Raw genomic sequence first — 22,295 nt, forward strand, 5'->3', positions numbered from 1 at the left:
TCGTCTGACGAAAGGTGAAATGATATGGCTCGTACCCGGGCTGTCCTGATGGCTGCTTTACTGGTCCCGTTTGCGGGGTTGGCATCGCCTGCACTGGCGCAGGCATCGCTTGCCATGCTCGACACGCTGGATCGCGGCGGATGGGAAGTCCGTTTCCGCGACGATAACAGCATGCGCAAGGTCTGCATTCGCTCGGGGCGCGAATTCATCCGGCTTCGCCACAGCGGCGGCAATTGCAACCGCTTCGTGGTTGAAGACGCGGATCGTAATGTGACAGTACAGTATACGTGCCGCGGCAATGGCTATGGCCGCACTCATATCCGCAAGGAATCGCCCAGCCTGGTGCAGATCGATAGCCAGGGAATTGCCGACGGGAAGCCATTCCAGTTCACGGCCGAAGCACGCCAGACGGGTAGATGTAACTGAGCGGCCCACTTGCAGGTCTGCTGCTTCGCGCATAGCGGAGCCCTATGAGTGAAACAGACACATCCGGCCCCGCCGTGGTCCTGCTTTCCGGCGGCCTCGATTCCATGGTCACTGCTGCTATCGCGCGCGAACGCGGGATGGCGGTGCACGCGCTGACGATCGATTATGGTCAGCGGCATATCCGCGAACTGCAATCGGCGCGCTCGATTGCAGAAAAGCTTGGCGTGAAACGTCACGTCGAATTGCCGCTGGATCTGCGGCAGTTCGGCGGATCGGCTCTGACTGACGACATCGATGTACCCAAGGGCGGTATCGGCGAGGGGGAGGATATACCCGTCACCTATGTGCCGGCGCGCAATCTCGTCTTCCTGGCACTGACGACGGCGTTCGCCGAAACGTCGAACTCTCGCGACATTTTCATCGGCGTCAATGCGCTCGATTATTCGGGCTACCCGGATTGCCGGCCGGAATTCATTGCCAGCTTTGCAGAAACGGCCCGGCTCGGCACGAAGCAGGGTGTCGCGGGTCGGCCCTTCACGATCCATGCGCCGCTCCAACATATGTCGAAAGCGGATATCGCAAGGGAATGTGATCGGCTCGGTCTCGATCCTTCATGGAGCTGGTCGTGCTACGATCCGACGGCAGAGGGCGAGGCATGCGGCGCGTGCGATTCGTGCCGGCTGCGCCGAAAAGGCTTTGCCGAAGCGGGACTAGCCGATACCACCACCTATTCGAGGGATGCACCGGCTTTGACGGAGTGAGGATTTGACAGAACTAAAGGACGCCGCCCCGATCAAGGGAGAGGCGGCAGGCAGCGGCCCGGACAAGGTACCTGCCTATAGCTGGTATGCCTTGGGCGTCCTCGTTCTCATCTATGTTCTGAACTTCATCGACCGGCAGATCCTTTCGATCCTTGCCAACGATATCAAGGCCGATCTCGGGGTCGAGGATGATTATCTCGGCTTTCTTTATGGCACGGCGTTTGCGGTATTCTATGCCCTGTTCGGAATCCCGCTAGGCAAGCTGGCCGATAGCTGGAAACGCGTCCGCCTGATGAGCCTGGGCCTTGCGCTGTGGTCCACCATGACGGCGCTGTCCGGATTTGCGAAAAATGCGACTACGCTCACCGTGGCGCGTATCGGTGTCGGGGTGGGCGAAGCGACAGCCAGCCCGTCGGCCTATTCGCTGATTTCCGACTGGTTTCCCGCTCGCCTGCGCGCGACTGCCCTGGCGATATATTCCTCGGGCCTTTACATCGGCGGAGGCATTTCGCTTCTCATCGGCGGGCTGATCGTCGAAAACTGGAATGCAGCCTATCCGGGCGGCGGTCCGCTTGGCCTGGTCGGATGGCAGGCCGCGTTTCTCGCGGTCGGCATTCCCGGTCTGGTGCTGGCACTATGGGTTCTGACCTTGCGAGAGCCGGTCCGCGGCGCGATTGATGGCCTCCCGACTCCGGAAGATCCCGAACCCTTTCGCGGCTTCGTACGTGAACTTTTTCAGGTCATCCCGCCATTCACCGTATTCGGGGCGGCGGCACGCGGGACCGGTGCGCTGGTCGTCAATTTATGCGGCGCTGCCTTTTTTGCGGCGGTGGCTTGGGCCCTGTGGCTTTGGACCGGCGTCTTCGAGCAGTGGCTGTTCCTCGGCGTGGGGTATTATGCTGTATTCAGCTGGACGATGGGGCTGCGCGCGCGCGACCTTCCCACCTATCGCCTGACCTGGGGTTCACCGGCATTTCTCTGCGTAATTCTGGGATACGGCACGGTCGCCTTCATGGCCTATGCGGCGTCCTATTGGGGCGCGCCTTATGCTGAACGGGCACTTGGGGCCGACAAGACGGAATTGGGCTGGTTTCTCGGAGCCCCTGGGGCCGTTGCCGGATTTCTCGGGGTCATCCTTGGTGGACGCATGGCGGACTATCACTTGGAACGGCGCCCCGAAGGACGCGTTTGGGTGATCTTGTTCGGGCTCGTAATGCCCCTGCCTGCCATGTGCGTTGCATATACGACCTCGGACGTGGCTGTCTTCTACGTGGGCGCTTTTCTTGCGCAATTGCTCAGCGCCTCCGCGCTCGGCGCTGCGGCCGCCTCAAGCCAGGCTCTCGTGCTTCCGCGCATGCGCGGTCTTGCCACAGCAACGTTCTTCCTTGCGACGACGCTAATCGGCCTAGGCCTCGGCCCCTTCATGGCTGGCTATGTATCTGCCACCAATGGAGACGATCTTTCTCTAGGGGTGCTATCCACCTTTGTCGCCGCGCCATTCGGTTTCATCCTGCTGGTGGCTGCGCTGAAGCTTGTGCCTCAGGCTGCAGCCACCGTGGTCGAACGTGCACGTGACGCTGGCGAAGAGGTTTAGACCCTTTTCATAACGCCGCATGCTATCCGTGATCCGGCGTCGCCCGCTGGGTCGGTGCGGTAGTCATCGGGTCCTTCATGGACGACAACGGCAGTACCATCGGCATCGAAGATGTCAGCCAGAACATCAGTGGCGTTACCTTCAAGTTGCACTTCTGCGCGTCCGGTGCCGTTCGCTGCAATTGTAAGGTTGGGCATATCGCCAAGATGCTGACCGCCGGGGGACATTGATCCGTGTGTGTTATTGCCGGGGTTGAGATGGCCGCCTGCACTCGTGAAATCGGGCGCGGTGCATTTGCCCGTAGTGTGAAGGTGAAAGCCATGTTCACCGGGTGACATGCCCACGGCAGCGACGGCGACCGTCACGGTCTGGCCGCTGCTCAACAGTTGAACGGTTCCGGCAGGCGTGCCGTTGGCGAACAGCAGCGTCGTCTCTCCAACACGTTCAGTGGGAAGGTCGTCCATCGTGGTGCAACCGGCAAGGGCGATGGCTGTGATGGGCGGCAGCAGGAACAGTTTATTCATGGAAGTCCTCTCGGTTCGAACAGGGATCTTACCATGCAACGAAAAAGGGCCCGGATTGCTCCGGGCCCTTCTCGAATTTGGCTAATGCCAGTCGCTTACATGCCCGAACCCGGACCGTAAGTGATTTCGACGCGGCGGTTCTGCAGTTCGCGGACACCGTCAGCAGTCGGGACACGCGGGTTGGCTTCACCGAACGCTTCGCTGGTGATGCGGCCATCAGGCACACCGCGCGAGGTCAGGTAACCACGGACCGAAGCGTTACGACGTTCTGCGAGACCCATGTTGTAGGTCGCCGAACCCGAACGGTCGGTGTAGCCGGCGAGCATGATTGCTGCCGTACCGCAGTCTGCGTAAGCCGACACGGCGTTGTCGAGGATGGTCGCTGCTTCCGGAGTGATGTCCGACTTGTCCCAGTTGAAGAAGACGATGTACGGACCCGTCTCGCATACCGGCGCCGGCGGCGGCGGGGGCGGGGGCGGCGGGGGAGGCGGCGGCGGCGGCGGCGGCGGGGGCGGCGGCGGAGCTGCCGGTTCGCCGAAGTTGTAAGCCAGCGTTGCCATCAGCGAGTGCGAACGGAAACCGACGCGAGCGTCGCGGCCGTCGAATGCCACCAGGTCGTTGCCGAACTGGTTGTAGAAGCGATACTTCAGACCGATGTCGACGTTGTCGTTGATCGGTGCGCGCACGCCGGCGAGTGCCTGCCATGCGAAGCCCGTGTCGCTGTCGACGATGTCGATCGACGGGAATGCAGTCAGCACGCCAACCTTGACGCGGCCAACACCGGCACCACCGCCGACGAAGCCCTGCAGGCCGTCATCGGGACCGAAGTCTACCAGGCCGTTGATCATGAAGCTCAGAGCTTCAGCACCGCCACCAACCTGCGAGTTGTCGAGCGATACATTGTTATCAACGTAACCCTTTTCTTCAGCACGGCGGAAGCTGGCTTCGGCTTCCAGACGGAACGGGCCGAAGTCGTAACCGACGATGCCGCCGACGTCGTAACCGATCTTGGTGTCAAGCGTGCCGACTTCATTGGAACCCGAAAGGTTGTCGATATCTTCGACAATCATACCACCGGCGTTGAGTTCAACGTACCAAGTGTCATCTTTTGCCAGGGCTGGCGATGCAAAGGCCGTAGAGGCCATCGCCATTCCTATGACGAGTTTGCGCATTATAATTTCCCCTTTTTGCGAAATTGGAGCCACCGAGTGGAACATATCTATCTTTCAGGCCCCTAGGTGGCAAGTAAACAATAGGTGGGAACTGTGACAATATTGCCGCTTTCCCTTATTGTAAGAATGAGTTCCGGGAATTTGGACCCCTTCCGTATTGTGCCGAACGGCGATGCCCGGATCGGGTTCCCATCAGGTTCGTGGAAAGATCGATAGTGTTGCAAAGATGTCGATAATTGCCTCGATCGCAGCCCGTGCCTCGACATCGACAACTCCCCCTCCCGAGGGAGGCGACAGCCGCTCGACCCGGTTCCATCCGCCCGCATAAACCATCCGGCTACTTTCCGATCGATCGAACACCTGCATGCCTTCGATCGCAGTACAGAGCGTCCATTGGGTGCCATCCCAGCAGGCGAGCTCTCCCTCATGCCCCTGCCATGCGCCGCTGGCTGGTTGCGCCACGATCCAGCATTCGCCCGCAACGGGGTCCTGAGGCGGTGTTGTCGCCTCACCCTCCACTGCGGGATGCAGTAGCGCATCGATCCGCGCGAAGGTCTCGTTGACGGATAATTCTTTCTGCGCCTGGGCGGGAACCAGCATGGCGAGCGCATGGCGGGGAGTGGTCGCGTCGAAAGAAACGGGCGTGGTCATGGCATCTTCCTTTCAGCCAAAGTTGATAGAGAAATGAGATGCAGTGGAGGCGAAACTGCAAAGCTGCCCTTCTGCCGGACCCACAGGGCCGCGCCCTCGTATGATTCGCCGAGCGCGTCGATCTCGCCCGCTTCGAGGACCAGTTGCGGTCCGGCCGCCCGTCTCGTATCGCCATGCCGCAGTCTCCACACCGCCCACAGCAATTTGTATGCTGCCGGGTTGCGGGCTGACGATCCGGCGCTGCTGCTCGCCATAATTATTCACCAGTCGGAACCGCCTGGCCATGCCGTCGCCCGTTCCTATGCGCTGATCGCTGGCCGCCGGCGGGCCGGTCATGGGCCAGCACTGCGCCCGCTGCTTCCAGTCGTTCCAGCAATGCGCGTCGAACAATTCGTAGGATAGCGACCAGATCACGTCGAAATCGCGGATCTTAGCTTGTTCGGCAAAGGATCGGTGCCAGGCCGCGCAGGGTTCGTTCAGCACCACCGGCAAGGCTCACGTAATGCCCGCCGCCCAGCGGCTTGAACCGGAAATAATGGCTCATCCCTACATAATGGACGATCCGTCCGCGGTAGCCGAGGCCTTCGGCGCTGCGTAGCAGTCGTGTATGTGTCTGGTTGAAACTGTCGTCATAGGCGGTGGCGATCTGTTCGCCATGCGCAGGGATCAGCACGTCGCCGATGGCCAGAATGGCGCCCGCGCCTTCACCCGGTCGAGGTCGGATCGCAGATCCGCCACCGCGGCTTCGGTGCTTTCCTGCCGCGCAACGATGTCGAAACTCGCTTCGGCTGGGTCGATGGGCGTGGCGGTAGCGGTGGGTTGGTCAGGCGTAGTTACGTCCATCAGATGTTCCTTTTCTCAGGGTGGATTCTTGATGTTTCGAACCCGCATCCGCGGGCTCGTCCTCGCTGGACGGGCAGCAAGCTGCACGCGCTGCGGCCGCACGTGCGGGTGGCCTTTGGCAGCGCACGAAAGGTGCACTTCCGTGCTTGCCGGACCTCCTCCGGCCCGGATCAATCGCGAGGTGGCAAAATGAAGAAAGTTCCGAGCCCCGGCGAGGCAAGGCCGACTGGCCGCCGCGGCTTATGCCGCGAAGCCAAGCGAGCCGGACGGCTCGCGCCCGGCGATTGAGGGCGCAGATAAAAAATGCACGCGCGCCCCGTGTTGCAGCGGATGCGTCACCACGCTCACCTCGAACAGATCGATCTCGGCCAGCTCGCGGCCTTGCGGGGTGTGGCGATAGGCGCGCGCACGGTAGCCGAAGCTCAGGCCGCTCACCGCGCGCCGGCGCAGCAGCACGGCAGCGCGCCCGTCCGGATTGTCGATGCTGGCGATGATCCGCAGCCCGCGCCCATCCTCGCCCGCCATCTCGACCCAGCCGATGCGGCGCTCGGGCCGGTGCTGCCAGTACAGAGGAAAGCGCCCTTCGCGTTCGGCCAGCGTGCGCGTGAAGGCCCCGGGCCGGATCGTGTCGCGCGCGCCGTCGGGCCGGTCGAACAACGCCGCATAACCGGCAATGCGCAGAACCGGTGCCGCCCTGTCACCCCGGACCTGTTTCGGAATGTCACCCCGGACCTGTTCCGGGGTCACGACAGCATGTCCCCCACGCCCAGCCGCACGGCAATGCCGACCAGCAGCAGCGCCAGTACGCCCTTGACCAGCCAGTCCACGGCCGCCTTCCACGCGCTGGCCTTCGCATCGCGCCAGGCGCCCAGCAATTCGCGCAATTCGTCGATGTCCTCCTGCGCCGACGGATCGCCCAGGCCCAGCCGGTCGAGCACGCGGTTCGCGCCCAGTTCGCTCGCTTCCTCCACGATGGCGCGCAGCGTGATCAGCTCGCCCCCTTCGTGGCCCGCCTGCGCGATCAGCCGCGCCAGCATGTCTTCCCGCGTCATCGGCCATTCTCCATTGTCGCCAGCCCCAACAGCTCGCGTTTTTCCAGATCGGTTAAAAAATTCGCCTCGCTGACGTGCGCCCACAGCCGCTCGCGATCCTCCGCCAGCGCGGGCACACGGTCGAGATCGACACTCGGCGCCTCGCCGAACCAGTCTGTCAGCCCGCTATGCAGACCGGCCAGGATCTTGCCCGCCAGCGGCAACAGGGTCAGCCGCCACAGCGCCCGGTTGGCCTCGCGGTAATTGGCATAGGTATTGTCGCCCGGCAGGCCGAGCAGCATGGGCGGCACACCGAACGCCAGCGCAATGTCGCGCGCCGCCGCCGCCTTCAGCGTGGCGAAATCCATGTCCGCAGGGCTCAGGCTCATCGCCTTCCAGTCCAGTCCGCCTTCCAGCAGCATCGGTCGACCCGCGTTGCCGTGGCCCTGATAGGCGGCCAGCAGCTCGGCCTTCAGCCGGTCGAACTGCTCGCCCGTCAGCCCGCCCGTATCGCCGCCGTCGTACACCAGCGCCCCGCTCGGCCGCGCCGCATTGGCCAGCAGCGCGCGGTTCCATTCGCTCGCCGCATTGTGGATCGCCACGGCGGGCGCGGCGGCGGCCAGGCATCCCGCACCGTAATGATCGTCGGTGGGGTGAAAGCCCTTGAGATGGATGACACAGGGCCACCCGTCCTCATCCTCCAGCGGCAGGGTGATCGTCCGATCGGCCAGGATATAGCGATAGGCCGCCGGCCACCCGTCCTCGCCCGCCACCACCTGCACACGCTCGGGGCGCAGGGGAAACAGGTCCACCGGAACGCCACTGCCGTCCTTCACGATCTGGACATAGGCATTGCCATGCAGGCTCAATTGCGCGGCCAGCACCTCCAGCAGCGGCTGCGCGCCGCACGAACAGCGGATCAGCGCCGCCAGCTGTTCGTCCGCGCAGGCGATCGGCGCGCTGCCGACCCCTTCCGCCACGATCCGCACGGCGCGCTGCGCCACGGGGTTGGCAAGATAGGCCTCGCCGACTTCGCGGGCATAATCGAAGGGGCTGCGTCCCGGCGGCCCGCCATCGAAAGCGGTCGCGCCCCAGTGCGCCCAGGGCGAAACGAACCCGCGCGACACAGGCACGCGGGCGCCGCCCCCGCCCTTGAAGGCGGAGACGAGGCTGGTGAGAAAGCTCATGGTAGTTCTCCGGATGCAGGGGCCGCGCAGCACGAGCGCAGCCCACAATTGTGCGGAATTGGTACGGTGACGGGTCCGCGATGGAGGGCGGCCCCGCAATGGGTCACAAGGTACGGCTATGGCGCACCGATCTCGATTCGATGGCACACACCAGCCCGGTCCGGGCCTGGCTTTCGTGCGCGCCGACAAATGCGGGGAAGACCGCGCCGCGGGCGCTCCGCGCGATGCAATCTACTATCTCCAGCTCGCCCGGCAGGCCCGCCGCCTCGCCGCCGAACACACCGATCCCGACGTCGCCCGCCGCCTGCGCGAAAGCGCGGTCCGCCACGAACACATGGCCCGCCAGCTCAAACGCCAGGAAGACCGCACCAGAGACGAAAGCCGCCTCGGCGCCGGCCTCAAAGCCCTCCTGCGCACCCTCCGCGGACGCGGGTAAGGGCGGGGCAAACATCGTCATTCCCGCGAAGGCGGGAATCCAGTAGCTCGGCTGGCATGCAGAGCGAATTCGTTCCCTTGGTTTACATGATGGCATCGGGGCGAAACGGTACGCTCTATGTCGGTGTAACCTCCAATCTCGTCCAGCGCATCGCTCAGCATCGCGCGGGAACGACCGATGGCTTTACGGCGAAATACGGCGTGAAGACCTTGGTGTGGTTCGAACCGGCCGGAACGATGGAACATGCCATCGTCCGCGAAAAACGGATCAAGAAATGGAACCGCGCATGGAAACTGCGTCTGATAGAGGCTGACAATCCGACTTGGCGCGATCTTGCATTGGACTTCGGCTTCGAACCTCTGCGCTGACTGGATTCCCGCCTTCGCGGGAATGACGGAACGCGTATTTCAACCGCCCATCTCCAAGCTCGTCATTCCCGCGAAGGCGGGAATCCAGCGGCGCCGTGATATCCGCACGGCCAACTCCCGCAGCTCTCACCCACCCTAAATCCACCGCACCCGCGGCGCGGCGCGTTTCACCAGCATCAGCTCGCTCAGCGCCCACACCAGCGCATCGGCCCGGTCCGGCGAACGTCCCGGCCCTTCGTAACCGCCGCCTGCCACCAGTCCGCACATCTCGTCTTCCAGCGCGGCGAACAGGCCCGTGTGCCGCACGCGTCCCGCTTCATACAGCGCGGCGATCGGCTCGGCGCGCGCCATCTTTCCGCGGCTGGCGTGGACCAGCTTGACCGGCAGTGCGATATCGGCCGCGCGCAGCACGCTGGCGACCATCTGCCCGCCCTGGTTGGCTTCGGCCACCACGCGGTCGGCCTGCCAGGCATGGGCCGCATCGGCCACGGCGCGGGCCCAGCGTTCGGGTGTCGCATGCGTTACGGAACAGTCGGCCCTTATATAGGCGGTGCCGTCCACGCCCAGCATCGCCACCACGATCCCGCAGGCGTCGCCGGAAGAACTGGCCGGCGGGTCGACCGCCACGATGACGCGCCGTGCCTGCGGTACCGCGCCCACGTGCCGGTATCGTTCGATCAGCGCGCGGCTCCATAGCGCGCCTTCGACCGCGGCGATCATTTCGCCCTCCAGTTCCTGCCGCCCGAAATTGCTCTGTTCGAACTGTTCGACCATCGCGGCGAGGTAATCGGCGGGCAGCACTTCCCGATTGTCCAGCGTGCCGCCGCGCGCCACGGCGACCTTGCCTGCCTTCGCATCCGCCATGATCCGGCGCATCAACGCGGTCTGGCGCGGGGTGGTGGTGGCGACCACGCGCGGGCCGTCCCCCAGGCGCATCGTCAGTTGCAGATTGTTCCAGGCAGACATGGCCCGCTCGCTTGAATTATCCCATTTGGCTATTTCATCGCACCAGGCATGGCTATGCTGCGGCCCGCGCAGCGTTTCCGGCTCCCCGGCGGAATAGAGCCAGGCGATCGCGCCGTTTTCCCACGTCAGCCGGCGCAGGCTCGGCTCGAACTCCGGGGCCAGCGCACCCGGCGATGCCGCCAGCACGCCGCTGTCGCCTTCCACCATGACATTGCGGATTTCCGCCAGATTGGCGCCCACCAGCGCGATGCGTGCCGAACCGTCGTGCCGGGCCACGTCGCGCACCCATTCGGCGCCCGCCCGCGTCTTGCCGAAACCGCGTCCGGCACAGATCAGCCAGGTACGCCAGGCCTCGCTCGGCGGTAGCTGCGCATCGCGGGCCCAGCCTTCCCAGTAATAGCTGCCCAGCGCGGCCAGCTCGTGCGGCTTCAGCCGGCGGGCCAGCTCCTCGCGTTCGCTATCGGCCTCATCGCCCGGGCGCCGCAGCCACCCTCCGCGGGACAGGCTGCGCCGGTTAGCCATTGCCGCGGGCCTTCGCCGCATCCCGGCGTGCCTTGCGCACCGCGGCATCGCCTGCCTTGCTGCGGGCGCGCATATCGTCGATCTTGGCATTGATCGATGCGATGGTGGCGACCTCGTCGGCCAGCGTGCGGCGGCCCTTTTCCCGTGCCACGCTCTCGCGGTGCGCGGTCAGGCAGCGCAGGGCAATGGCGGTGTCGAATTTGCGCGGGGGTGTGCCGTCGCCGGGGCTGTCCCCGCTGCGCAGGTGATGCAGCAGTTCCATTTCCAGATTGTCGTATCCTTCCGCCAGCGCGGCGTACCACTGGCGGGCAAAATCCGGGTCGGTGCGGCGCAGGCGATAGATGCGGTTTACGGGAAGACCCGCCACCGCCGCGGCGGCCGCCACATTCGATGTTTCCGCCAGTTCGTGCAGGAATTGCTCGATCCGCTGTGCATCGCGCGGGGCGATCGGGCGGGCCGTGCGCGCTTTTGCCTGCCGCCCGTCGACCGGCTGGATCGCATCCCATGCCTCGCGGAATGCCTGGTTCTTGCGCCTCCTGTCATAGGGGGTGGACCCCGTTACACCGGCTTCGCGGGCTGCGGCGCGCACACCATTGCCGTCCTTCAGCGCCTCGAGGAAACGGGCCGCCCACGCCGGGCCTTCCCTACTGTCCATCGCCTTGCTCATCTGTCCCTCCGTCTGCGGCGATAGCGGGCACGACAAAGGGCGGTGGCCCGGTTGGTTCAAGACCCGGCCCCGCCCGTTCGAATCACACTATCGCGATGTTCTGTATATGTACCCAAACAGCGTTACGATGTCAATACAAAAGTACCAAATAGGTTCGTACGCAGACGATTGCCAACAGGGGGTGGCTCGCTTAGAGCTTGGCCTCCTCCATCGTGGAGGGGGCGGCTGCGCCGCTCGCAAGGACGGGATGGGGAAGCGATGCTGCGCGGGCTCTACAACTGGACGATGGACAAGGCCTCGCATCCGCATGCGGTGTGGTGGCTGGCGCTGTTCGCCTTCGTCGAATCCTCCTTCTTCCCGATCCCGCCCCATCCGCTGCTGGGCCTGATGTGCCTCGCCGAACCGAAAAAGGCGGTGAAGTTCGCGCTCGTCTGCACGCTGGCTTCGGTCGCAGGCGCGCTGCTCGGCTATGCGATCGGCTGGGGCCTTTACGACAGCGTGGGCGTCTGGCTCATCGGCGCTCTCGGCCTCACCGATGCCTTTCCCGTCGCGGCCTGCCATTTGCGCGAATATGATTTCGAAGCGATCCTGATCGCGGGCGCCACGCCCGTGCCGTTCAAGCTGCTGACCATCACCGCCGGCTTCGTCGGGATGAACCTCGTCACCTTCGTGCTCTCCAGCCTGTTCGCCCGCGCGCTGATCTTCATGACCGTCGGCATACTGTTCCGCGTGTTCGGCGCCCCGATCAAACGTATGATCGACAAGTATCTCGGCATAGTGACCACCGTCTTCGTGCTCCTGGTGGTCGGCGGCGTTCTCGTCCTCACCCAGCTCGGCGGCAGCAAGGAAGACGGCGGCGTCTGCGCCAGTGCGACCGAGGTGAAGCCGGCCCGCTGAGCCTGCCTTGACAGCTAAGTAACCCACAGGTTACATGTAACCCATAAGTTACAAGCGAATCGAGGAATTCCGCATGGCCGACGATTATGAAACCGCCGAAAATTTCGCGCAGACCCGCGCCATCATGGCCCCCTTCCTGGGGCTGCTGGTACTGCTGATGCAGCAGGGAATTTTCTTCTCCTGGGACTGGGGCAGCGATTCTCTGGTGCAGATTTTCGTGTGGCTCGCCTTCGCGCTGATCATGCTCGGCCTGCTCCTCACCGGCGGCGGCTGGTTCCTCCCGAAACGCGCCCGCACCCTCGCCAATGACGAGGTCACGAAGGCCAATCGCCAGCGCGGCAACACCGTTGGCTTCGTCGCCGCGATGATCACCGGCTTCCTGGTCTGGGCAGTCTCGCCCTTCGAACCACTCCACGCCCAGCGCGCGGCGAACATCATCGTCAGCATGGGGCTGGGCTGCGCCTTCGTCTCCTACGGCGTGGCGGAAATGGTGACCAATGCCGGAGACGCTTGAGAACCACGTGCGCCAGTTCCGCGAAGAGCGTGGCTGGACGCAGGCCCAGCTGGCGGAGGAAATGGGCGTCAGCCGCAAAACCGTGAACACGGTCGAGAACGGCATCTTCTCGCCATCCGTAATCGTCGCCCTGAAATTCGCCGCCGCCCTCGGCCAGCCGGTGGAACGCCTCTTCGAACTTGTACCGGGGGCAGGGGACTAGCGCATAGCATGGGCCGCCAGCGCATCGCGGTCCGGGATGCGGATGGTGCCGTAACCGCGTTCGATCAACCGGCGTCTCTGCAAATCGCCAAGAGCGGCATTGGCGGTGGCGCGGGTCACGCCCAGAAGGTCCGCCAGTTCCTGCTGCGTGATCGTGACGCTGGCCGGTCCAGCGGCTTCGCCCGCCATGGTGGCGAGCATGCCCGCCAGCCGCTGCGGATTGGTCCCGCGGCGCAGCCCCGCCAGGATCGACAGCGTATCCTGCAATTGCTGCGACAGCGCGCCCAGCAAGGCCCGGCTCGACGCAGGATAATTGCCCAGCGCATCGAGAAAGGGCCGTGCCCCGATCAGCCGCAACCGGCTCTCCCCGCGTGACACGGCATCGACGATCCGCGGCTTGTCGGCGAACACCGCCAGTTCGCCATAGGAATCGCCCGGCCCCAGCAACGCCACGGCGCGAAACTCGCCATCGGGCATGAACTGCCCCACGCGCACCGCGCCTTCGTCGATCAGCCAGAAGCCATCGGCGGCATCGCCGCGCTGCTGGATGATCTGCCCGTCGGCAAATTCGCGCAGCTGCGAGATGCGCACGAGATGCGCCTGCAACCCGCGGTCGAGCGCCGAAAACAGCATCGGCGTGACCAGCGACCGGCGAGTCGCATCCAAATGTAAAGATCTGGACATTCTTGCATCCGGGTAAACGCTAGAAGCGGATTCGACAAGAAAGCGAAAAAACTCGGGAGAGAGCCCATGTCCGCATCGACCCTTGCCATCTTGGCCATCTATCTCGGCTTCGCGCTGCTCGAACTGTGGCGCTCGAACCTGTTTGCGAAGCCCGAACAGACCCGCGACGATGGTATCGTCGAAGCGGTCAGCATCATCGCGCTGCTCGGCCTGACCCAACCGGCGATTCTCTTCGCTTCCGCCGCCCTCGCAAAGCTCGTCGCGCCGCAATATGCAGGGGCGCTGGCCGGGCTGAACGTCTTTGCCGCGATCGCGCTGTTCCTGATATTCGACGATCTGATGCAATACTGGTGGCACCGCGCGGCGCACACCTTCCCGTGGCTCTACAATCTGCACCGCCCGCACCACAACGCACGCTACATGAGCGTGCGGCTCGTCTACCGGAACAATTTGTTCTACTACGCCATGATGCCCGGCATCTGGCTGTCGGGCGTGCTGATCTATCTCGGTCTGGGCTGGGTCTATGCGGGCTATATCGTGGTCAAGCTGGCGGTGATCACCGGGGCCCATTCGGACCTCGCCTGGGACCGGCCACTTTACCGCATCGCGTGGCTGTCGCCCGTCATGTGGCTGGTCGAACGGACCATTTCCACGCCCGCCACACACCATGCCCATCACGGCCGCCACGCCAGCGATCCTGCCGTCCACTACAAGGGCAATTACGGCAATCTGCTGTTCTTCTGGGATGTCCTGTTCGGCACCGCCCGGATCACCCGGACGTACCCCACCAGCTACGGGGTGGAGAATCTGCCGGCAACGTCGCTGGGCGAACAGTTAGCCTGGCCGATCTTCGGGCGGATCCCGCGCGAAGAAACGGCGCCCGAACCGGTCGCCGAAGCGACGGTCCGGAGCGCCGTGTAAGCATTCCTGCTATGCGCGGGATCAGCCTTCGAAGCTGGTTTCCAGCGTGATTTCCGTGTCGAGCAGTTTCGAGATCGGGCAGGTCGCCTTGGCATCGGCGGCCAGTTCCTCGAACTTGGCCTTGTCGAGGCCCGGCACCTTGGCCTTGGTCGACAGGGCGGACTTGGTCACGGTGAAGCCGCCATCGTCTTTCTCGAGCGATACCTTGGCGTCGGTTTCAATGGACCCGTCCGTATGTCCCGCTTCGGCCAGCTTGAAGCTCAGGGCCATGGTGAAGCAGCTCGCATGTGCCGCTGCGATCAGTTCTTCGGGATTGGTCCCGGCCTTGTCCTCGAACCGGGTCTGAAAGCCATAAGGTTGATTGTCGAGCGCGCCCGACTGAGTGCTGACGTGGCCTTTACCGTCCTTGCCCAGTCCCTCGTAACGCGCGCTGCCTGATTTTACGATTGCCATTAAAAAAACTCCTTTCGGGATTGAGACGTCCCGAAAGGAGCAAATGTTCCTGTGATCAGCGAAGGCGTCGATCAATTGGGCCGAGTGCGGCGCCGTTCGCCCCGCCTGTCCCGTCGCTGGTCGCGGCGCGCATCCTGTCGGCGGTCGCGGCGAATTTCACGTCGCGCTTCCTGCCGCCGGTCGCGGCGAGCGTCGCGCCGGGCATCCTGGCGCCGGTCCCTGCGGGCATCGCGGCGCGCGTCCTGACGACGATCCCTGCGGACTTCGCGGCGGGCGTCTTCACGTCGGTCGCGGCGTACTTCGCGGCGCTGAGCCGCACGGCGTTCCTGCCGCACCTCGCGGCGTCTTTCGGCGCGCTGGCGCTGGCGATAATCGCGGCGTCGTTCAGCGCGCTGATGCTGACGAGCATCGCGGCGACGTTCCGCCCGGCGTTCCCACCTGTTCCAGTTGGCGCGGATATTGCGCTGGTCGCGGATCGCAGCGCGGCGAGCCTGCCAGTATTGACGCTGTCGGTCGTTCCAGCGGTGCGCACGGCGCTGGCGGTCGTAAACGTAATATCCGGTGCCGGGATAATAGAAGTTGTCGTACCAGCCGTAATATCCGTCGTCGTAATAGGAGTCGCCGTAATATCCGGCGCTCGCCATGCCATATCCGCCGCCATAGCCGGTGCTACACGCACCCAGCAGAGTGGTTGTGGCGGCAAGGGCAAATGCTGTTCGTTTCGTAAGTCCCATCCCGGGTTCTCCTGTTCGTTGGAAGCAGGTCTAGGGATAGGCCATTGAACTCGCTCTGAATTATCGGTCAGCCACCGTTCATCTGCCGAACGAGCCGTCAAAACGTGCTATTTGCTGCGGTGGGGAAAGGTGAAGCGCGCTTCTTCGACCGGGCGACCCGACTGGTCGGCCGGCGTCGAATAGAGCGTCGCGTCGAGAGTATCTGCGCCAATCCCGACATGCAGGAACCCCCAGGTCGAGCCCCGTGAGAACAGGTTGGTCATCTGCGGATTGGCCGCGATCTGCTTTTCCGCAAACGGAACATGCTGCTGCCGGTATTTCGATCCCGCGCCGGAAACGAACATCGGCACAGGCTCGGCGGGCGCGCCCGATACGGTCGAACAATCGTCGGTATAGGCTTCGATCAGATGGTCGTCTCCGGCGATATAGGCGTCGGCGTAACGGCAGATCGGATCGAGCATCAGCTTGCGCAGAGCGCGGGCCTTTTCATACTTGCTGCCTCCGCTCGACCACAGCGCATGGTGGCCCATCACGATCTTCCACTTGGCAGTGGAGGATTGCAGCGCTGCATTCAGCCATTCGATCATGCCGCGCTCACGCGCGTTCGACGCACGGACGTAATCGGGCCATTCCTCCAGCGGCGTGTTCCGGATCTCGTTACCTTCGGCATCCAGATCGTCCTCGTGGACCTGCGTACCGGCAAGCAGCATTTCGGTATCGACGACGAAGATTTCGAGCTTGCCTTCCATACCCTGCGGCACCGCACGGTAAAACAGGTCGGGCATGGTGAAGGCTGGATGGGCTTTCAGATATTCGAGCTGCGCCTCGGTCGCCTCGCGCGAGATGTGCCAGTCGTGATTGCCCATCATGGCGTAAAGCGTAAAGCCCGCCTTGCCCTCACCGAAGGTGCCGAAGGGCTGATCCAGCATCTCGCGGAAGCGGCGCTCGTCCGAGATCCCGTCCGCGCCCAGCGTCGCCCCGTCGGGATAGATATTATCGCCCATCAGCGCGCCGAAATCGCAATCTTCGCGCTTGCACACCTCCGCTGCAGCCATGGCGACCGGGTACATCCCGCTGGCTGGCACGAAGCCGCCGATGGCGGGTTCGAATTGCCAGGGAGTGGCGCGAAAACCGGACAGGTCGCGATTGTGCTCCAGCCAGTCGGCCGCTTCATTGCCCAGATACTCCCCCAGCGTGCGGAAACGCGGATCATCGTCGTCTGGCGTATCGTAAGCGGGAATGTACCCGGTATCGCCAAGCGCCACGAAGGAAATCTCGTGAGTCTTCGCCGGACCACCGCCTTGCGCGGCTGCGGCCTGAGGCACGAGCGCTAAGGCAGACAGTAGCAGAGCGGAGGTCAGGGCGGCGAGGGCAGAACGCATGAAGTCTCTCTTGGCGGCGGTCACGGGATCGCCGTTCGTTCGCGATCCCATGTTACGCCATCAAGACAGCCGTGCGACACGCTATCGCACGATCAGATGATCCCGACGTCCTTGCCCGCGGTTTCGAATATCGACAGGATTTCGCCGACCTCTTCCTCGCTATGCTCCGCGCAAAGCGAACAGCGCAGCAGGGTCATATTGGCAGGCGTTGCCGGGGGCCGTGCCAGATTGACATAGAGACCGCCCTTGATCAGCGCTTCCCACATGGCCGCGCCCTTTTCCAGATCGGGCATGATCACGGCGATGATGGCGCTCTGCGGTTCCTCGGTGCCGAGCTGAAAGCCGAGGTCCTTCAGCCCCTTGTGCAGCATCTTGGAATTTTCCCACAAATGCGCGCGCTTGTTCGATCCCTGCATCAGCTTGCGAATGGACGTGCAGGCTGTTGCCACTACGCTGGGCGGCAGGCTGGCAGTGAACACATAGGGGCGGCAGACCAGCCGCATGATTTCGAATTTGGGATGGTTGGAGACGCAGAAGCCGCCGACCGTACCCACGCTTTTGGAAAAGGTGCCGATAATGAAATCGACATCGTCGATCACGCCCGCCTGTTCCACCACGCCGCGACCGTTCTCGCCGATAAAGCCCATCGAATGCGCTTCGTCGACCAGCACCATGGCGCCGTATTTCTTGGCGACGGAGACCATTTCCTTCAGCGGAGCGATATCGCCCAGCATCGAATAGACGCCTTCCAGCACCACCAGCTTGCCGGCGCCTTCGGGAATGCGCTTCAGGCGCTTTTCCATCGCTTCGATATCATTGTGCTTGAACGGCACGACTTCGGCATTGCCCAGAGCGCAGCCGTCCCAGATGCTGGCATGGCTGTCGATGTCGAGGACGATGTAATCGCCTTTGCCGGCAATCGTCGAAATAATCCCGAGATTGGCCTGGTATCCGGTCGAAAAGACCATGGCATGGTCCATGGCATAGAAGTCCATGAGCGCCTGCTCGACTTCCTTGTGGCCCTGATATGTGCCGTTCAGCACGCGGCTACCGGTGGTCCCAGCTCCGAAATCGGACAATGCCTGCCGGCCTGCCTCGACCACGTCGGGATCGAAGGTCATGCCCATGTAATTGTAGGTGCCGAGCAGGATCGTGTCGCGCCCGTTGCAGATCGCACGGGTCGGCGACAGGACCTTCTCCATCACCAGGTTGAACGGATCTTCCTGGCCGCTCGACAGCAATCCTTCGCGCAGAGCGATGATGTCATCGAATTTGGAGAACAGGTCCTTGCCTTCTCCTTCGATGTCCTGCGGCTGGTCCGACTGGATGATGCCTTCGCTCATCAGTCGGCCTGCAGCTTGGTGACGGCATCGACCAACTGACCGTAATTCTCGATTTCGGCCTGCTGGTTCATCGAAATGATGATGTCGAATTCGTCTTCGATCTCGGCGACGAAGTCCATGACCGTAAGGCTATCGAATTCGAGGTCGTTGGCGAAGGTGGTGTCTTCGGTGATCGTCACACCCTTCTTGTTGAAGGGCTCGGCCAGTTCGCGGATCTTGGTGTCGACGGCGCTACGGTCCATTTCGGGGTCCAGTCCTGTATCGTGGTGTGGCTCGCATGATGCGGGCCTGTGTCAAACGCCCGGCAAAGCGGTTTGTTGGGCCGCTTGTCAAGCGCAGCTATTCGGGAAGCAGGGCGCGTACCGCGGCCATGAAGGGGCCGATCGACACCGGTTTGGCGAGATAATCGGCCGCGCCGGCATCGCGAATCCGTTCTTCGTCGCCCTTGCCGGCATAGGCGGTAACGGCCAGCACCGGCACCTTCGCCAGGTCTCCTTCCCCCTTGAGTTCGGCGATCAGGTCGATGCCGCTGACATTGGGTAACTGGATGTCCATGATCACGAGATGCGGCTGGAAGCGCTTGGCCGTGCCCAGCACGTTCTGTCCGTCGGCCACGGGCACGACTTCGTATCCGTTTGCCTTCAGCACGTCACAGAACAGCTTACGATTGAGATCGTTGTCCTCGACAACGAGGATTCTCTTTGCCACTTGGCGGCTCCTTCGCGAATGCGCGAGGGCCTTATGCAAAAGCGGGAGCGCTGACAATTATTCGCGACGGATCGACAGATAGAGGCGAGGAACGGGCCCCCGAAGTGCTCGCGCTCGAAGCGCTCGGCTGGGCGCTGGCAGATGACCGGCGCGCCGAGCGGCTGCTGTCGCTGACCGGGCTTACTCCGGATCGGTTGCGGAACGGGCTGGGCGATCGCGGCGTTCAGGCAGCAGTGCTCGAATTCCTCGCCAATCACGAACCCGATCTCGTTCTCGCCGCCGATGCGCTCAACACCACGCCCGAAGCGCTCGTGGCGGCTGCCGGAAAGCTGTCTGCATGAATCGCCCGCTCATCATCTCCGATTGCGATGAAGTCCTGCTCTACATGGTCTCGCCGTTCCGCGACTGGCTGGCCGAAACGCAGGGCGTCGAATTCCGCATGGAAGGGAATGATTTTTCCCAAGCCCTGCGCTGGCAGGACAGTGGCGAAATCCTCGCCCCGGAAGAAATCTGGAAGAAGCTGGGTGGTTTTTTCGATACCGAAATGCACCGCCAGACGCCCATCCCCGGTGCTCTCGAGGGGATCGCGTCTTTGCGCGATCACGCCGATGTGGTGATCCTTACCAATCTGGTGGACAAGCGTCAGGCTATGCGCACCGAGCAATTGCTCGGACATGGCCTCGACGCCCGCGTGTTCACCAATCAGGGACCCAAGGGCCCGGCGTTGGAAGCGATCCTGAAGGAATATCAGCCGTCGAAGGCCATCTTCATCGACGATCTGGCGCAACATCATCGCTCGGCCCGCGAAACTCTGGCCGCGTCGGGCACACCCATTGCCACGCTGCATCTGTGCGGCGAACCGCTGCTCGCCCCCCATATCGACTGCGCGCATACCTCCGGTCATGCCGATGCGCGGATCGACAGCTGGGATGACGCGCTACCGTGGCTGATGAACGAAATCGAAAGGGAAAATGCATGACGATCGAAGTAAAACTCGCCGAACTCGGCATAGAACTGCCTGAGGCGGCGGCGCCCGTGGCCAGTTATCAGCCGCTCGTCGTCAGCGGGAATACTGCGTATGTGTCGGGGCAGCTTCCGTTCGTCGACGGCACTCTCGTAACCGGCAAGCTCGGCGACGGTGTCAGCCTCGAGAAGGGGCAGGAAGCGGCACGAGCCTGCGGTATGATGATTCTTGCCCAGCTTAAGGCGGCAGGTCTGCTCGAACGCGTCGAACGCGTGGTCAAGCTTGGCGGTTTCGTCGCCAGTGTGCCATCCTTCTCGGACCAGCCAAAGGTGGTGAACGGTTGCAGCGACCTGATGGCCGAAGTCTTTGGCGATGCTGGCAAGCATGCCCGCAGCGCGGTCGGCGTTCCTGTCCTGCCGCTGGATGCAGCGGTCGAGGTCGATGCGATCGTTGCTCTCAAGGCTTGATCGCTTCTTCGCCCCGCCACCTGCCCCCGGGCGGGTCGGCTGGCTGAGCGAGTGGACCTATGCCCATCGCGGATTGCATGGGAATGGGGTTCCGGAAAACTCGCTCGCTGCATACGCAGGCGCGGTAGAGCGCGGCATGGGTATCGAATGCGATATCCAGCGCAGCCGCGACAATGCCGCCATGCTGGTACACGACTGGGAGCTGGACAGGCTTACCGGGGTAACCGGGCCAACGGCTTCCTATTCGGCGGACGAGCTGGCGCAGATCGCCTTTCTCGATAGCGAACACAAGCTGGCGCAGCTGGCCGACCTTCTTGCCCTCGTAGACGGCAAGGTTCCGCTCCTGATCGAAATCAAGTCGCGCCGCCGCTACGATGTCGAAGAGAGCTGCATTGCCGTTCGCGATGCGCTGAAGAACTATCGCGGCGCTCATGCGGTGATGAGCTTCGATCCGCGGGTATCGCGGTGGTTTCGCAGGAATTCGCCGCAAACCGTTCACGGCCTTGTCATCAGAGAGGACGAGAAAGGGATGACCCAAAAGGCCTGGCAGCGCCATTTCGCGCTGTGGCTCGCGAGGCCCGATTTCGTCGCTTATCACGTCATGGCCCTGCCAAATCCGATGATTTCCGGCCTTCGCAAAGCCGGAATGCCCATTCTCACCTGGACGGTGGACTCTGCGGAACTGCTGGCACGCGCGCAGATACACGCCGATGCTCCAATCGCCGAAGGGCCCGGTGTACGATGAGCGATGGCGGCCTCGCCGCACGGGTCGGCGGGTCGGTCGGCGCCTTCGATTGTGACCAGTGGAATGCGCTGGCGGGAACGGACAACCCCTTCGTATCCTACGAATTCCTGACCGCGCTCGAAGATTCGGGAAGTGTCGGAGCGGGGACCGGCTGGCAGCCCGCGCCGCTCGTGATCAGCGAAGATGACGGCCCGCTGCTCGCGGCCATGCCTGCCTATCTCAAGGGCCATAGCCAGGGCGAATATGTTTTCGACCATAACTGGGCCGATGCGTACGAGCGGGCTGGCGGCAATTACTACCCGAAGCTTCAGATCGCTGCGCCGTTCACTCCCGCAACCGGGCCGCGGCTGTTGCTGTCGGACGATACCTTTGCGGCTCCACTGCTGGCGGCTGCCGAGCAGTTATGCCTCCAGAACCGTTTTTCCGGCGCGCATGCGACTTTCATCGAACCTGCGCAGCAGCCCTTGTTCGAAGCTGCGGGATGGATGCTGCGGGCCGATATCCAGTTTCACTGGCACAATCACGGATTTGCCAGTTTCGACGAGTTTCTCGAAACCCTTGCCTCGCGCAAACGCAAGGATTTGCGCAAGGAACGCGCTGCGGCGCAGGCAGAAGTCGAAATCCGTCGGCTAAGCGGCGACGATATCCGATCCGAACACTGGGACGCTTTCTGGCAATTTTATCAGGATACCGGCGCACGCAAATGGGGAACACCCTATCTCACGCGCGATGCGTTCGACCTGTTTGGCCAGCGAATGGGCGAAAAGATAGTCTTGGTTCTGGCATTTCAGGATGAAGAGCCTGTCGCGGGCGCATTGAATTTCATCGGCGGGGACGCGCTCTACGGCCGCTATTGGGGCTGCACGCGCGACATTCGCTTCCTGCATTTCGAGCTGTGTTACTATCAGGCGATCGATGCGGCGATCGAACTCGGCCTGTCTCGGGTCGAAGCCGGTGCGCAGGGCGGGCACAAGCTGGCCCGCGGATATGAACCGGTTGAAACCGTCTCCGCACATTGGATCGCCGATCCCGGATTTCGCGAGGCTATCGAGGATTTTCTCGAACGCGAGCGCGCCGGCGTCGCGTCAGATCGCAATTACCTGGCTACGCGGACGCCCTTCAGGCAGGCGTGAT

Annotated in this window: 30 protein-coding genes and 1 pseudogene; 14 read left to right on the forward strand and 17 right to left on the reverse strand. The window is 63.2% G+C overall.

What is annotated here, in order from left to right; all coding sequences use genetic code 11:
• The first annotated feature begins 24 nt into the window (after positions 1–24).
• Genes ACIGGE_RS05085 through ACIGGE_RS05095 form a run of 3 tightly spaced genes read left to right on the forward strand, consistent with a single transcriptional unit; the run spans position 25 to position 2,781 of the window.
• Positions 25–426 carry a hypothetical protein gene (locus tag ACIGGE_RS05085; protein WP_196847373.1) on the forward strand — a complete coding sequence of 134 codons (402 nt, stop codon included), beginning with the start codon at positions 25–27 and terminating at the stop codon, positions 424–426.
• Between the two features lie 44 nt (positions 427–470).
• Positions 471–1,187 carry a 7-cyano-7-deazaguanine synthase QueC gene (queC, locus tag ACIGGE_RS05090; protein WP_397489626.1) on the forward strand — a complete coding sequence of 239 codons (717 nt, stop codon included), beginning with the start codon at positions 471–473 and terminating at the stop codon, positions 1,185–1,187.
• A 4-nt stretch (positions 1,188–1,191) separates the two neighbouring features.
• On the forward strand, positions 1,192–2,781 hold the full coding sequence (locus ACIGGE_RS05095) for an MFS transporter (protein WP_397489627.1): 1,590 nt from the start codon (positions 1,192–1,194) through the stop codon (positions 2,779–2,781).
• Here ACIGGE_RS05095 and ACIGGE_RS05100 read toward each other — a convergent pair.
• From ACIGGE_RS05100 to ACIGGE_RS05135, 8 genes and pseudogenes are all read right to left on the reverse strand, one after another.
• On the reverse strand, positions 2,778–3,305 hold the full coding sequence (locus ACIGGE_RS05100) for a superoxide dismutase family protein (protein WP_397489628.1): 528 nt from the start codon (positions 3,303–3,305) through the stop codon (positions 2,778–2,780). The two genes, ACIGGE_RS05095 and ACIGGE_RS05100, sit on opposite strands and share 4 nt — an antisense overlap.
• 95 nt (positions 3,306–3,400) lie before the next feature.
• Positions 3,401–4,477, reverse strand: a complete 1,077-nt coding sequence (locus ACIGGE_RS05105) for an OmpA family protein (RefSeq protein WP_103022766.1) — start codon at positions 4,475–4,477, stop codon at positions 3,401–3,403.
• Positions 4,478–4,669: 192 nt separating this feature from the next.
• Complete coding sequence (locus ACIGGE_RS05110) at positions 4,670–5,128, reverse strand: DUF2793 domain-containing protein (RefSeq protein ID WP_397489629.1); 459 nt, start codon at positions 5,126–5,128, stop codon at positions 4,670–4,672.
• A gap of 12 nt (positions 5,129–5,140) precedes the next feature.
• A pseudogene (locus tag ACIGGE_RS05115) lies at positions 5,141–5,834 on the reverse strand (DUF2460 domain-containing protein); the annotation flags it as partial.
• Positions 5,795–5,971, reverse strand: coding sequence for a hypothetical protein (locus ACIGGE_RS05120; RefSeq protein ID WP_397489630.1), 177 nt, complete (start codon positions 5,969–5,971; stop codon positions 5,795–5,797). The pseudogene ACIGGE_RS05115 and the gene ACIGGE_RS05120, both read right to left, overlap by 40 nt.
• Before the next feature lie 240 nt (positions 5,972–6,211).
• Positions 6,212–6,718, reverse strand: coding sequence for an HK97 family phage prohead protease (locus tag ACIGGE_RS05125; RefSeq protein WP_397489631.1), 507 nt, complete (start codon positions 6,716–6,718; stop codon positions 6,212–6,214).
• Positions 6,715–7,023: a DUF6127 family protein gene (locus ACIGGE_RS05130; RefSeq protein ID WP_103022777.1), complete on the reverse strand. Its 309-nt coding sequence runs from the start codon at positions 7,021–7,023 to the stop codon at positions 6,715–6,717. The genes ACIGGE_RS05125 and ACIGGE_RS05130 overlap by 4 nt, the downstream gene beginning before the upstream one ends.
• Entirely contained in the window at positions 7,020–8,189 is a 1,170-nt protein-coding gene (locus ACIGGE_RS05135; protein WP_397489632.1) for a phage portal protein, read from the reverse strand. Before ACIGGE_RS05135 ends, ACIGGE_RS05130 begins: the two co-directional genes overlap by 4 nt.
• Positions 8,190–8,307: 118 nt before the next feature.
• Here ACIGGE_RS05135 and ACIGGE_RS05140 point away from each other — a divergent pair, with 118 nt between their 5' ends.
• Together ACIGGE_RS05140 and ACIGGE_RS05145 are read left to right on the forward strand one after the other, a co-directional pair.
• Entirely contained in the window at positions 8,308–8,625 is a 318-nt protein-coding gene (locus tag ACIGGE_RS05140) for a hypothetical protein (RefSeq protein ID WP_397489633.1), read from the forward strand.
• A 56-nt stretch (positions 8,626–8,681) separates the two neighbouring features.
• Positions 8,682–8,993, forward strand: coding sequence for a GIY-YIG nuclease family protein (locus ACIGGE_RS05145; protein WP_103022779.1), 312 nt, complete (start codon positions 8,682–8,684; stop codon positions 8,991–8,993).
• A 135-nt stretch (positions 8,994–9,128) separates the two neighbouring features.
• Here ACIGGE_RS05145 and ACIGGE_RS05150 read toward each other — a convergent pair whose 3' ends face one another.
• Both ACIGGE_RS05150 and ACIGGE_RS05155 read right to left on the reverse strand, forming a co-directional pair.
• Positions 9,129–10,481: a DNA-packaging protein gene (locus ACIGGE_RS05150; protein ID WP_397489634.1), complete on the reverse strand. Its 1,353-nt coding sequence runs from the start codon at positions 10,479–10,481 to the stop codon at positions 9,129–9,131.
• Positions 10,474–11,148 carry a hypothetical protein gene (locus tag ACIGGE_RS05155; protein ID WP_397489635.1) on the reverse strand — a complete coding sequence of 225 codons (675 nt, stop codon included), beginning with the start codon at positions 11,146–11,148 and terminating at the stop codon, positions 10,474–10,476. The genes ACIGGE_RS05150 and ACIGGE_RS05155 overlap by 8 nt, the downstream gene beginning before the upstream one ends.
• A gap of 258 nt (positions 11,149–11,406) precedes the next feature.
• Here ACIGGE_RS05155 and ACIGGE_RS05160 point away from each other — a divergent pair, with 258 nt between their 5' ends.
• The 3 genes from ACIGGE_RS05160 to ACIGGE_RS05170 all read left to right on the forward strand — a co-directional run bounded on the left by ACIGGE_RS05160 (position 11,407) and on the right by ACIGGE_RS05170 (position 12,761).
• The gene (locus tag ACIGGE_RS05160; protein WP_301641908.1) at positions 11,407–12,045 is read left to right on the forward strand and encodes a YqaA family protein; all 639 of its coding nucleotides are present in this window, start codon (positions 11,407–11,409) and stop codon (positions 12,043–12,045) included.
• A gap of 73 nt (positions 12,046–12,118) precedes the next feature.
• On the forward strand, positions 12,119–12,559 hold the full coding sequence (locus tag ACIGGE_RS05165; RefSeq protein ID WP_397489636.1) for a hypothetical protein: 441 nt from the start codon (positions 12,119–12,121) through the stop codon (positions 12,557–12,559).
• Positions 12,543–12,761, forward strand: a complete 219-nt coding sequence (locus ACIGGE_RS05170; RefSeq protein WP_397489637.1) for a helix-turn-helix transcriptional regulator — start codon at positions 12,543–12,545, stop codon at positions 12,759–12,761. Before ACIGGE_RS05165 ends, ACIGGE_RS05170 begins: the two co-directional genes overlap by 17 nt.
• Here the strand turns inward: ACIGGE_RS05170 and ACIGGE_RS05175 are convergent.
• Positions 12,758–13,444: a Crp/Fnr family transcriptional regulator gene (locus ACIGGE_RS05175; RefSeq protein WP_397489638.1), complete on the reverse strand. Its 687-nt coding sequence runs from the start codon at positions 13,442–13,444 to the stop codon at positions 12,758–12,760. The two genes, ACIGGE_RS05170 and ACIGGE_RS05175, sit on opposite strands and share 4 nt — an antisense overlap.
• 66 nt (positions 13,445–13,510) lie before the next feature.
• On the opposite strand from ACIGGE_RS05175, the gene ACIGGE_RS05180 reads away from it, so the two are divergent.
• Positions 13,511–14,365, forward strand: a complete 855-nt coding sequence (locus ACIGGE_RS05180) for a sterol desaturase family protein (protein WP_397489639.1) — start codon at positions 13,511–13,513, stop codon at positions 14,363–14,365.
• A gap of 21 nt (positions 14,366–14,386) precedes the next feature.
• Here ACIGGE_RS05180 and ACIGGE_RS05185 read toward each other — a convergent pair whose 3' ends face one another.
• The 6 genes from ACIGGE_RS05185 to ACIGGE_RS05210 form a co-directional block, all read right to left on the reverse strand.
• Positions 14,387–14,818 (reverse strand): OsmC family protein, encoded by a 432-nt coding sequence (locus ACIGGE_RS05185; protein ID WP_221596977.1) that lies wholly within the window; start codon positions 14,816–14,818, stop codon positions 14,387–14,389.
• A 71-nt stretch (positions 14,819–14,889) separates the two neighbouring features.
• The gene (locus ACIGGE_RS05190; RefSeq protein WP_397489640.1) at positions 14,890–15,552 is read right to left on the reverse strand and encodes a hypothetical protein; all 663 of its coding nucleotides are present in this window, start codon (positions 15,550–15,552) and stop codon (positions 14,890–14,892) included.
• 107 nt (positions 15,553–15,659) lie between these two features.
• Entirely contained in the window at positions 15,660–16,934 is a 1,275-nt protein-coding gene (locus ACIGGE_RS05195; RefSeq protein WP_397489641.1) for a metallophosphoesterase, read from the reverse strand.
• 92 nt (positions 16,935–17,026) lie between these two features.
• On the reverse strand, positions 17,027–18,277 hold the full coding sequence (spt, locus tag ACIGGE_RS05200) for a serine palmitoyltransferase (protein ID WP_103022789.1): 1,251 nt from the start codon (positions 18,275–18,277) through the stop codon (positions 17,027–17,029).
• Complete coding sequence (locus tag ACIGGE_RS05205; RefSeq protein ID WP_196847394.1) at positions 18,277–18,519, reverse strand: acyl carrier protein; 243 nt, start codon at positions 18,517–18,519, stop codon at positions 18,277–18,279. The genes spt and ACIGGE_RS05205 overlap by 1 nt, the downstream gene beginning before the upstream one ends.
• A 97-nt stretch (positions 18,520–18,616) precedes the next feature.
• Positions 18,617–18,985, reverse strand: coding sequence for a response regulator (locus ACIGGE_RS05210; RefSeq protein WP_103022791.1), 369 nt, complete (start codon positions 18,983–18,985; stop codon positions 18,617–18,619).
• 104 nt (positions 18,986–19,089) lie between these two features.
• Here ACIGGE_RS05210 and ACIGGE_RS05215 point away from each other — a divergent pair, with 104 nt between their 5' ends.
• From ACIGGE_RS05215 to ACIGGE_RS05235, 5 genes are read left to right on the forward strand one after another with little or no spacing between them, the layout of a single operon-like run.
• Positions 19,090–19,326 carry a DUF3572 family protein gene (locus tag ACIGGE_RS05215; protein ID WP_345725346.1) on the forward strand — a complete coding sequence of 79 codons (237 nt, stop codon included), beginning with the start codon at positions 19,090–19,092 and terminating at the stop codon, positions 19,324–19,326.
• Complete coding sequence (locus ACIGGE_RS05220) at positions 19,323–19,964, forward strand: HAD family hydrolase (RefSeq protein WP_222826785.1); 642 nt, start codon at positions 19,323–19,325, stop codon at positions 19,962–19,964. Before ACIGGE_RS05215 ends, ACIGGE_RS05220 begins: the two co-directional genes overlap by 4 nt.
• Positions 19,961–20,416 carry a RidA family protein gene (locus tag ACIGGE_RS05225; RefSeq protein WP_397489642.1) on the forward strand — a complete coding sequence of 152 codons (456 nt, stop codon included), beginning with the start codon at positions 19,961–19,963 and terminating at the stop codon, positions 20,414–20,416. The genes ACIGGE_RS05220 and ACIGGE_RS05225 overlap by 4 nt, the downstream gene beginning before the upstream one ends.
• The gene (locus ACIGGE_RS05230) at positions 20,391–21,161 is read left to right on the forward strand and encodes a glycerophosphodiester phosphodiesterase family protein (RefSeq protein WP_397489643.1); all 771 of its coding nucleotides are present in this window, start codon (positions 20,391–20,393) and stop codon (positions 21,159–21,161) included. Before ACIGGE_RS05225 ends, ACIGGE_RS05230 begins: the two co-directional genes overlap by 26 nt.
• A complete protein-coding gene (locus ACIGGE_RS05235; RefSeq protein WP_397489644.1) occupies positions 21,158–22,294 on the forward strand; it encodes a GNAT family N-acetyltransferase in 1,137 nt (378 codons plus the stop codon). The genes ACIGGE_RS05230 and ACIGGE_RS05235 overlap by 4 nt, the downstream gene beginning before the upstream one ends.
• Position 22,295 lies beyond the last annotated feature (1 nt).

The sequence above is a fragment of the Qipengyuania sp. NPDC077410 genome (assembly GCF_044543405.1).
In the GTDB taxonomy this organism is placed as follows: domain Bacteria; phylum Pseudomonadota; class Alphaproteobacteria; order Sphingomonadales; family Sphingomonadaceae; genus Qipengyuania; species Qipengyuania pacifica.

Bases quoted from the DNA above. Each gene is read 5' to 3' on its own strand.
- ACIGGE_RS05140 (WP_397489633.1), top strand. From the start codon at position 8,308: ATGGCGCACCGATCTCGATTCGATGGCACACACCAGCCCGGTCCGGGC.
- ACIGGE_RS05105 (WP_103022766.1), bottom strand. From the start codon at position 4,477: ATGCGCAAACTCGTCATAGGAATGGCGATGGCCTCTACGGCCTTTGCA.
- ACIGGE_RS05130 (WP_103022777.1), bottom strand. From the start codon at position 7,023: ATGACGCGGGAAGACATGCTGGCGCGGCTGATCGCGCAGGCGGGCCAC.
- ACIGGE_RS05085 (WP_196847373.1), top strand. From the start codon at position 25: ATGGCTCGTACCCGGGCTGTCCTGATGGCTGCTTTACTGGTCCCGTTT.
- ACIGGE_RS05100 (WP_397489628.1), bottom strand. From the start codon at position 3,305: ATGAATAAACTGTTCCTGCTGCCGCCCATCACAGCCATCGCCCTTGCC.
- spt (WP_103022789.1), bottom strand. From the start codon at position 18,277: ATGAGCGAAGGCATCATCCAGTCGGACCAGCCGCAGGACATCGAAGGA.
- ACIGGE_RS05170 (WP_397489637.1), top strand. From the start codon at position 12,543: ATGCCGGAGACGCTTGAGAACCACGTGCGCCAGTTCCGCGAAGAGCGT.
- queC (WP_397489626.1), top strand. From the start codon at position 471: ATGAGTGAAACAGACACATCCGGCCCCGCCGTGGTCCTGCTTTCCGGC.
- ACIGGE_RS05175 (WP_397489638.1), bottom strand. From the start codon at position 13,444: ATGTCCAGATCTTTACATTTGGATGCGACTCGCCGGTCGCTGGTCACG.
- ACIGGE_RS05195 (WP_397489641.1), bottom strand. From the start codon at position 16,934: ATGCGTTCTGCCCTCGCCGCCCTGACCTCCGCTCTGCTACTGTCTGCC.
- ACIGGE_RS05180 (WP_397489639.1), top strand. From the start codon at position 13,511: ATGTCCGCATCGACCCTTGCCATCTTGGCCATCTATCTCGGCTTCGCG.
- ACIGGE_RS05120 (WP_397489630.1), bottom strand. From the start codon at position 5,971: ATGGACGTAACTACGCCTGACCAACCCACCGCTACCGCCACGCCCATC.
- ACIGGE_RS05230 (WP_397489643.1), top strand. From the start codon at position 20,391: ATGCGATCGTTGCTCTCAAGGCTTGATCGCTTCTTCGCCCCGCCACCT.
- ACIGGE_RS05135 (WP_397489632.1), bottom strand. From the start codon at position 8,189: ATGAGCTTTCTCACCAGCCTCGTCTCCGCCTTCAAGGGCGGGGGCGGC.
- ACIGGE_RS05235 (WP_397489644.1), top strand. From the start codon at position 21,158: ATGAGCGATGGCGGCCTCGCCGCACGGGTCGGCGGGTCGGTCGGCGCC.
- ACIGGE_RS05225 (WP_397489642.1), top strand. From the start codon at position 19,961: ATGACGATCGAAGTAAAACTCGCCGAACTCGGCATAGAACTGCCTGAG.
- ACIGGE_RS05185 (WP_221596977.1), bottom strand. From the start codon at position 14,818: ATGGCAATCGTAAAATCAGGCAGCGCGCGTTACGAGGGACTGGGCAAG.
- ACIGGE_RS05155 (WP_397489635.1), bottom strand. From the start codon at position 11,148: ATGAGCAAGGCGATGGACAGTAGGGAAGGCCCGGCGTGGGCGGCCCGT.
- ACIGGE_RS05190 (WP_397489640.1), bottom strand. From the start codon at position 15,552: ATGGGACTTACGAAACGAACAGCATTTGCCCTTGCCGCCACAACCACT.
- ACIGGE_RS05220 (WP_222826785.1), top strand. From the start codon at position 19,323: ATGAATCGCCCGCTCATCATCTCCGATTGCGATGAAGTCCTGCTCTAC.
- ACIGGE_RS05145 (WP_103022779.1), top strand. From the start codon at position 8,682: ATGCAGAGCGAATTCGTTCCCTTGGTTTACATGATGGCATCGGGGCGA.
- ACIGGE_RS05150 (WP_397489634.1), bottom strand. From the start codon at position 10,481: ATGGCTAACCGGCGCAGCCTGTCCCGCGGAGGGTGGCTGCGGCGCCCG.
- ACIGGE_RS05110 (WP_397489629.1), bottom strand. From the start codon at position 5,128: ATGACCACGCCCGTTTCTTTCGACGCGACCACTCCCCGCCATGCGCTC.
- ACIGGE_RS05205 (WP_196847394.1), bottom strand. From the start codon at position 18,519: ATGGACCGTAGCGCCGTCGACACCAAGATCCGCGAACTGGCCGAGCCC.
- ACIGGE_RS05160 (WP_301641908.1), top strand. From the start codon at position 11,407: ATGCTGCGCGGGCTCTACAACTGGACGATGGACAAGGCCTCGCATCCG.
- ACIGGE_RS05165 (WP_397489636.1), top strand. From the start codon at position 12,119: ATGGCCGACGATTATGAAACCGCCGAAAATTTCGCGCAGACCCGCGCC.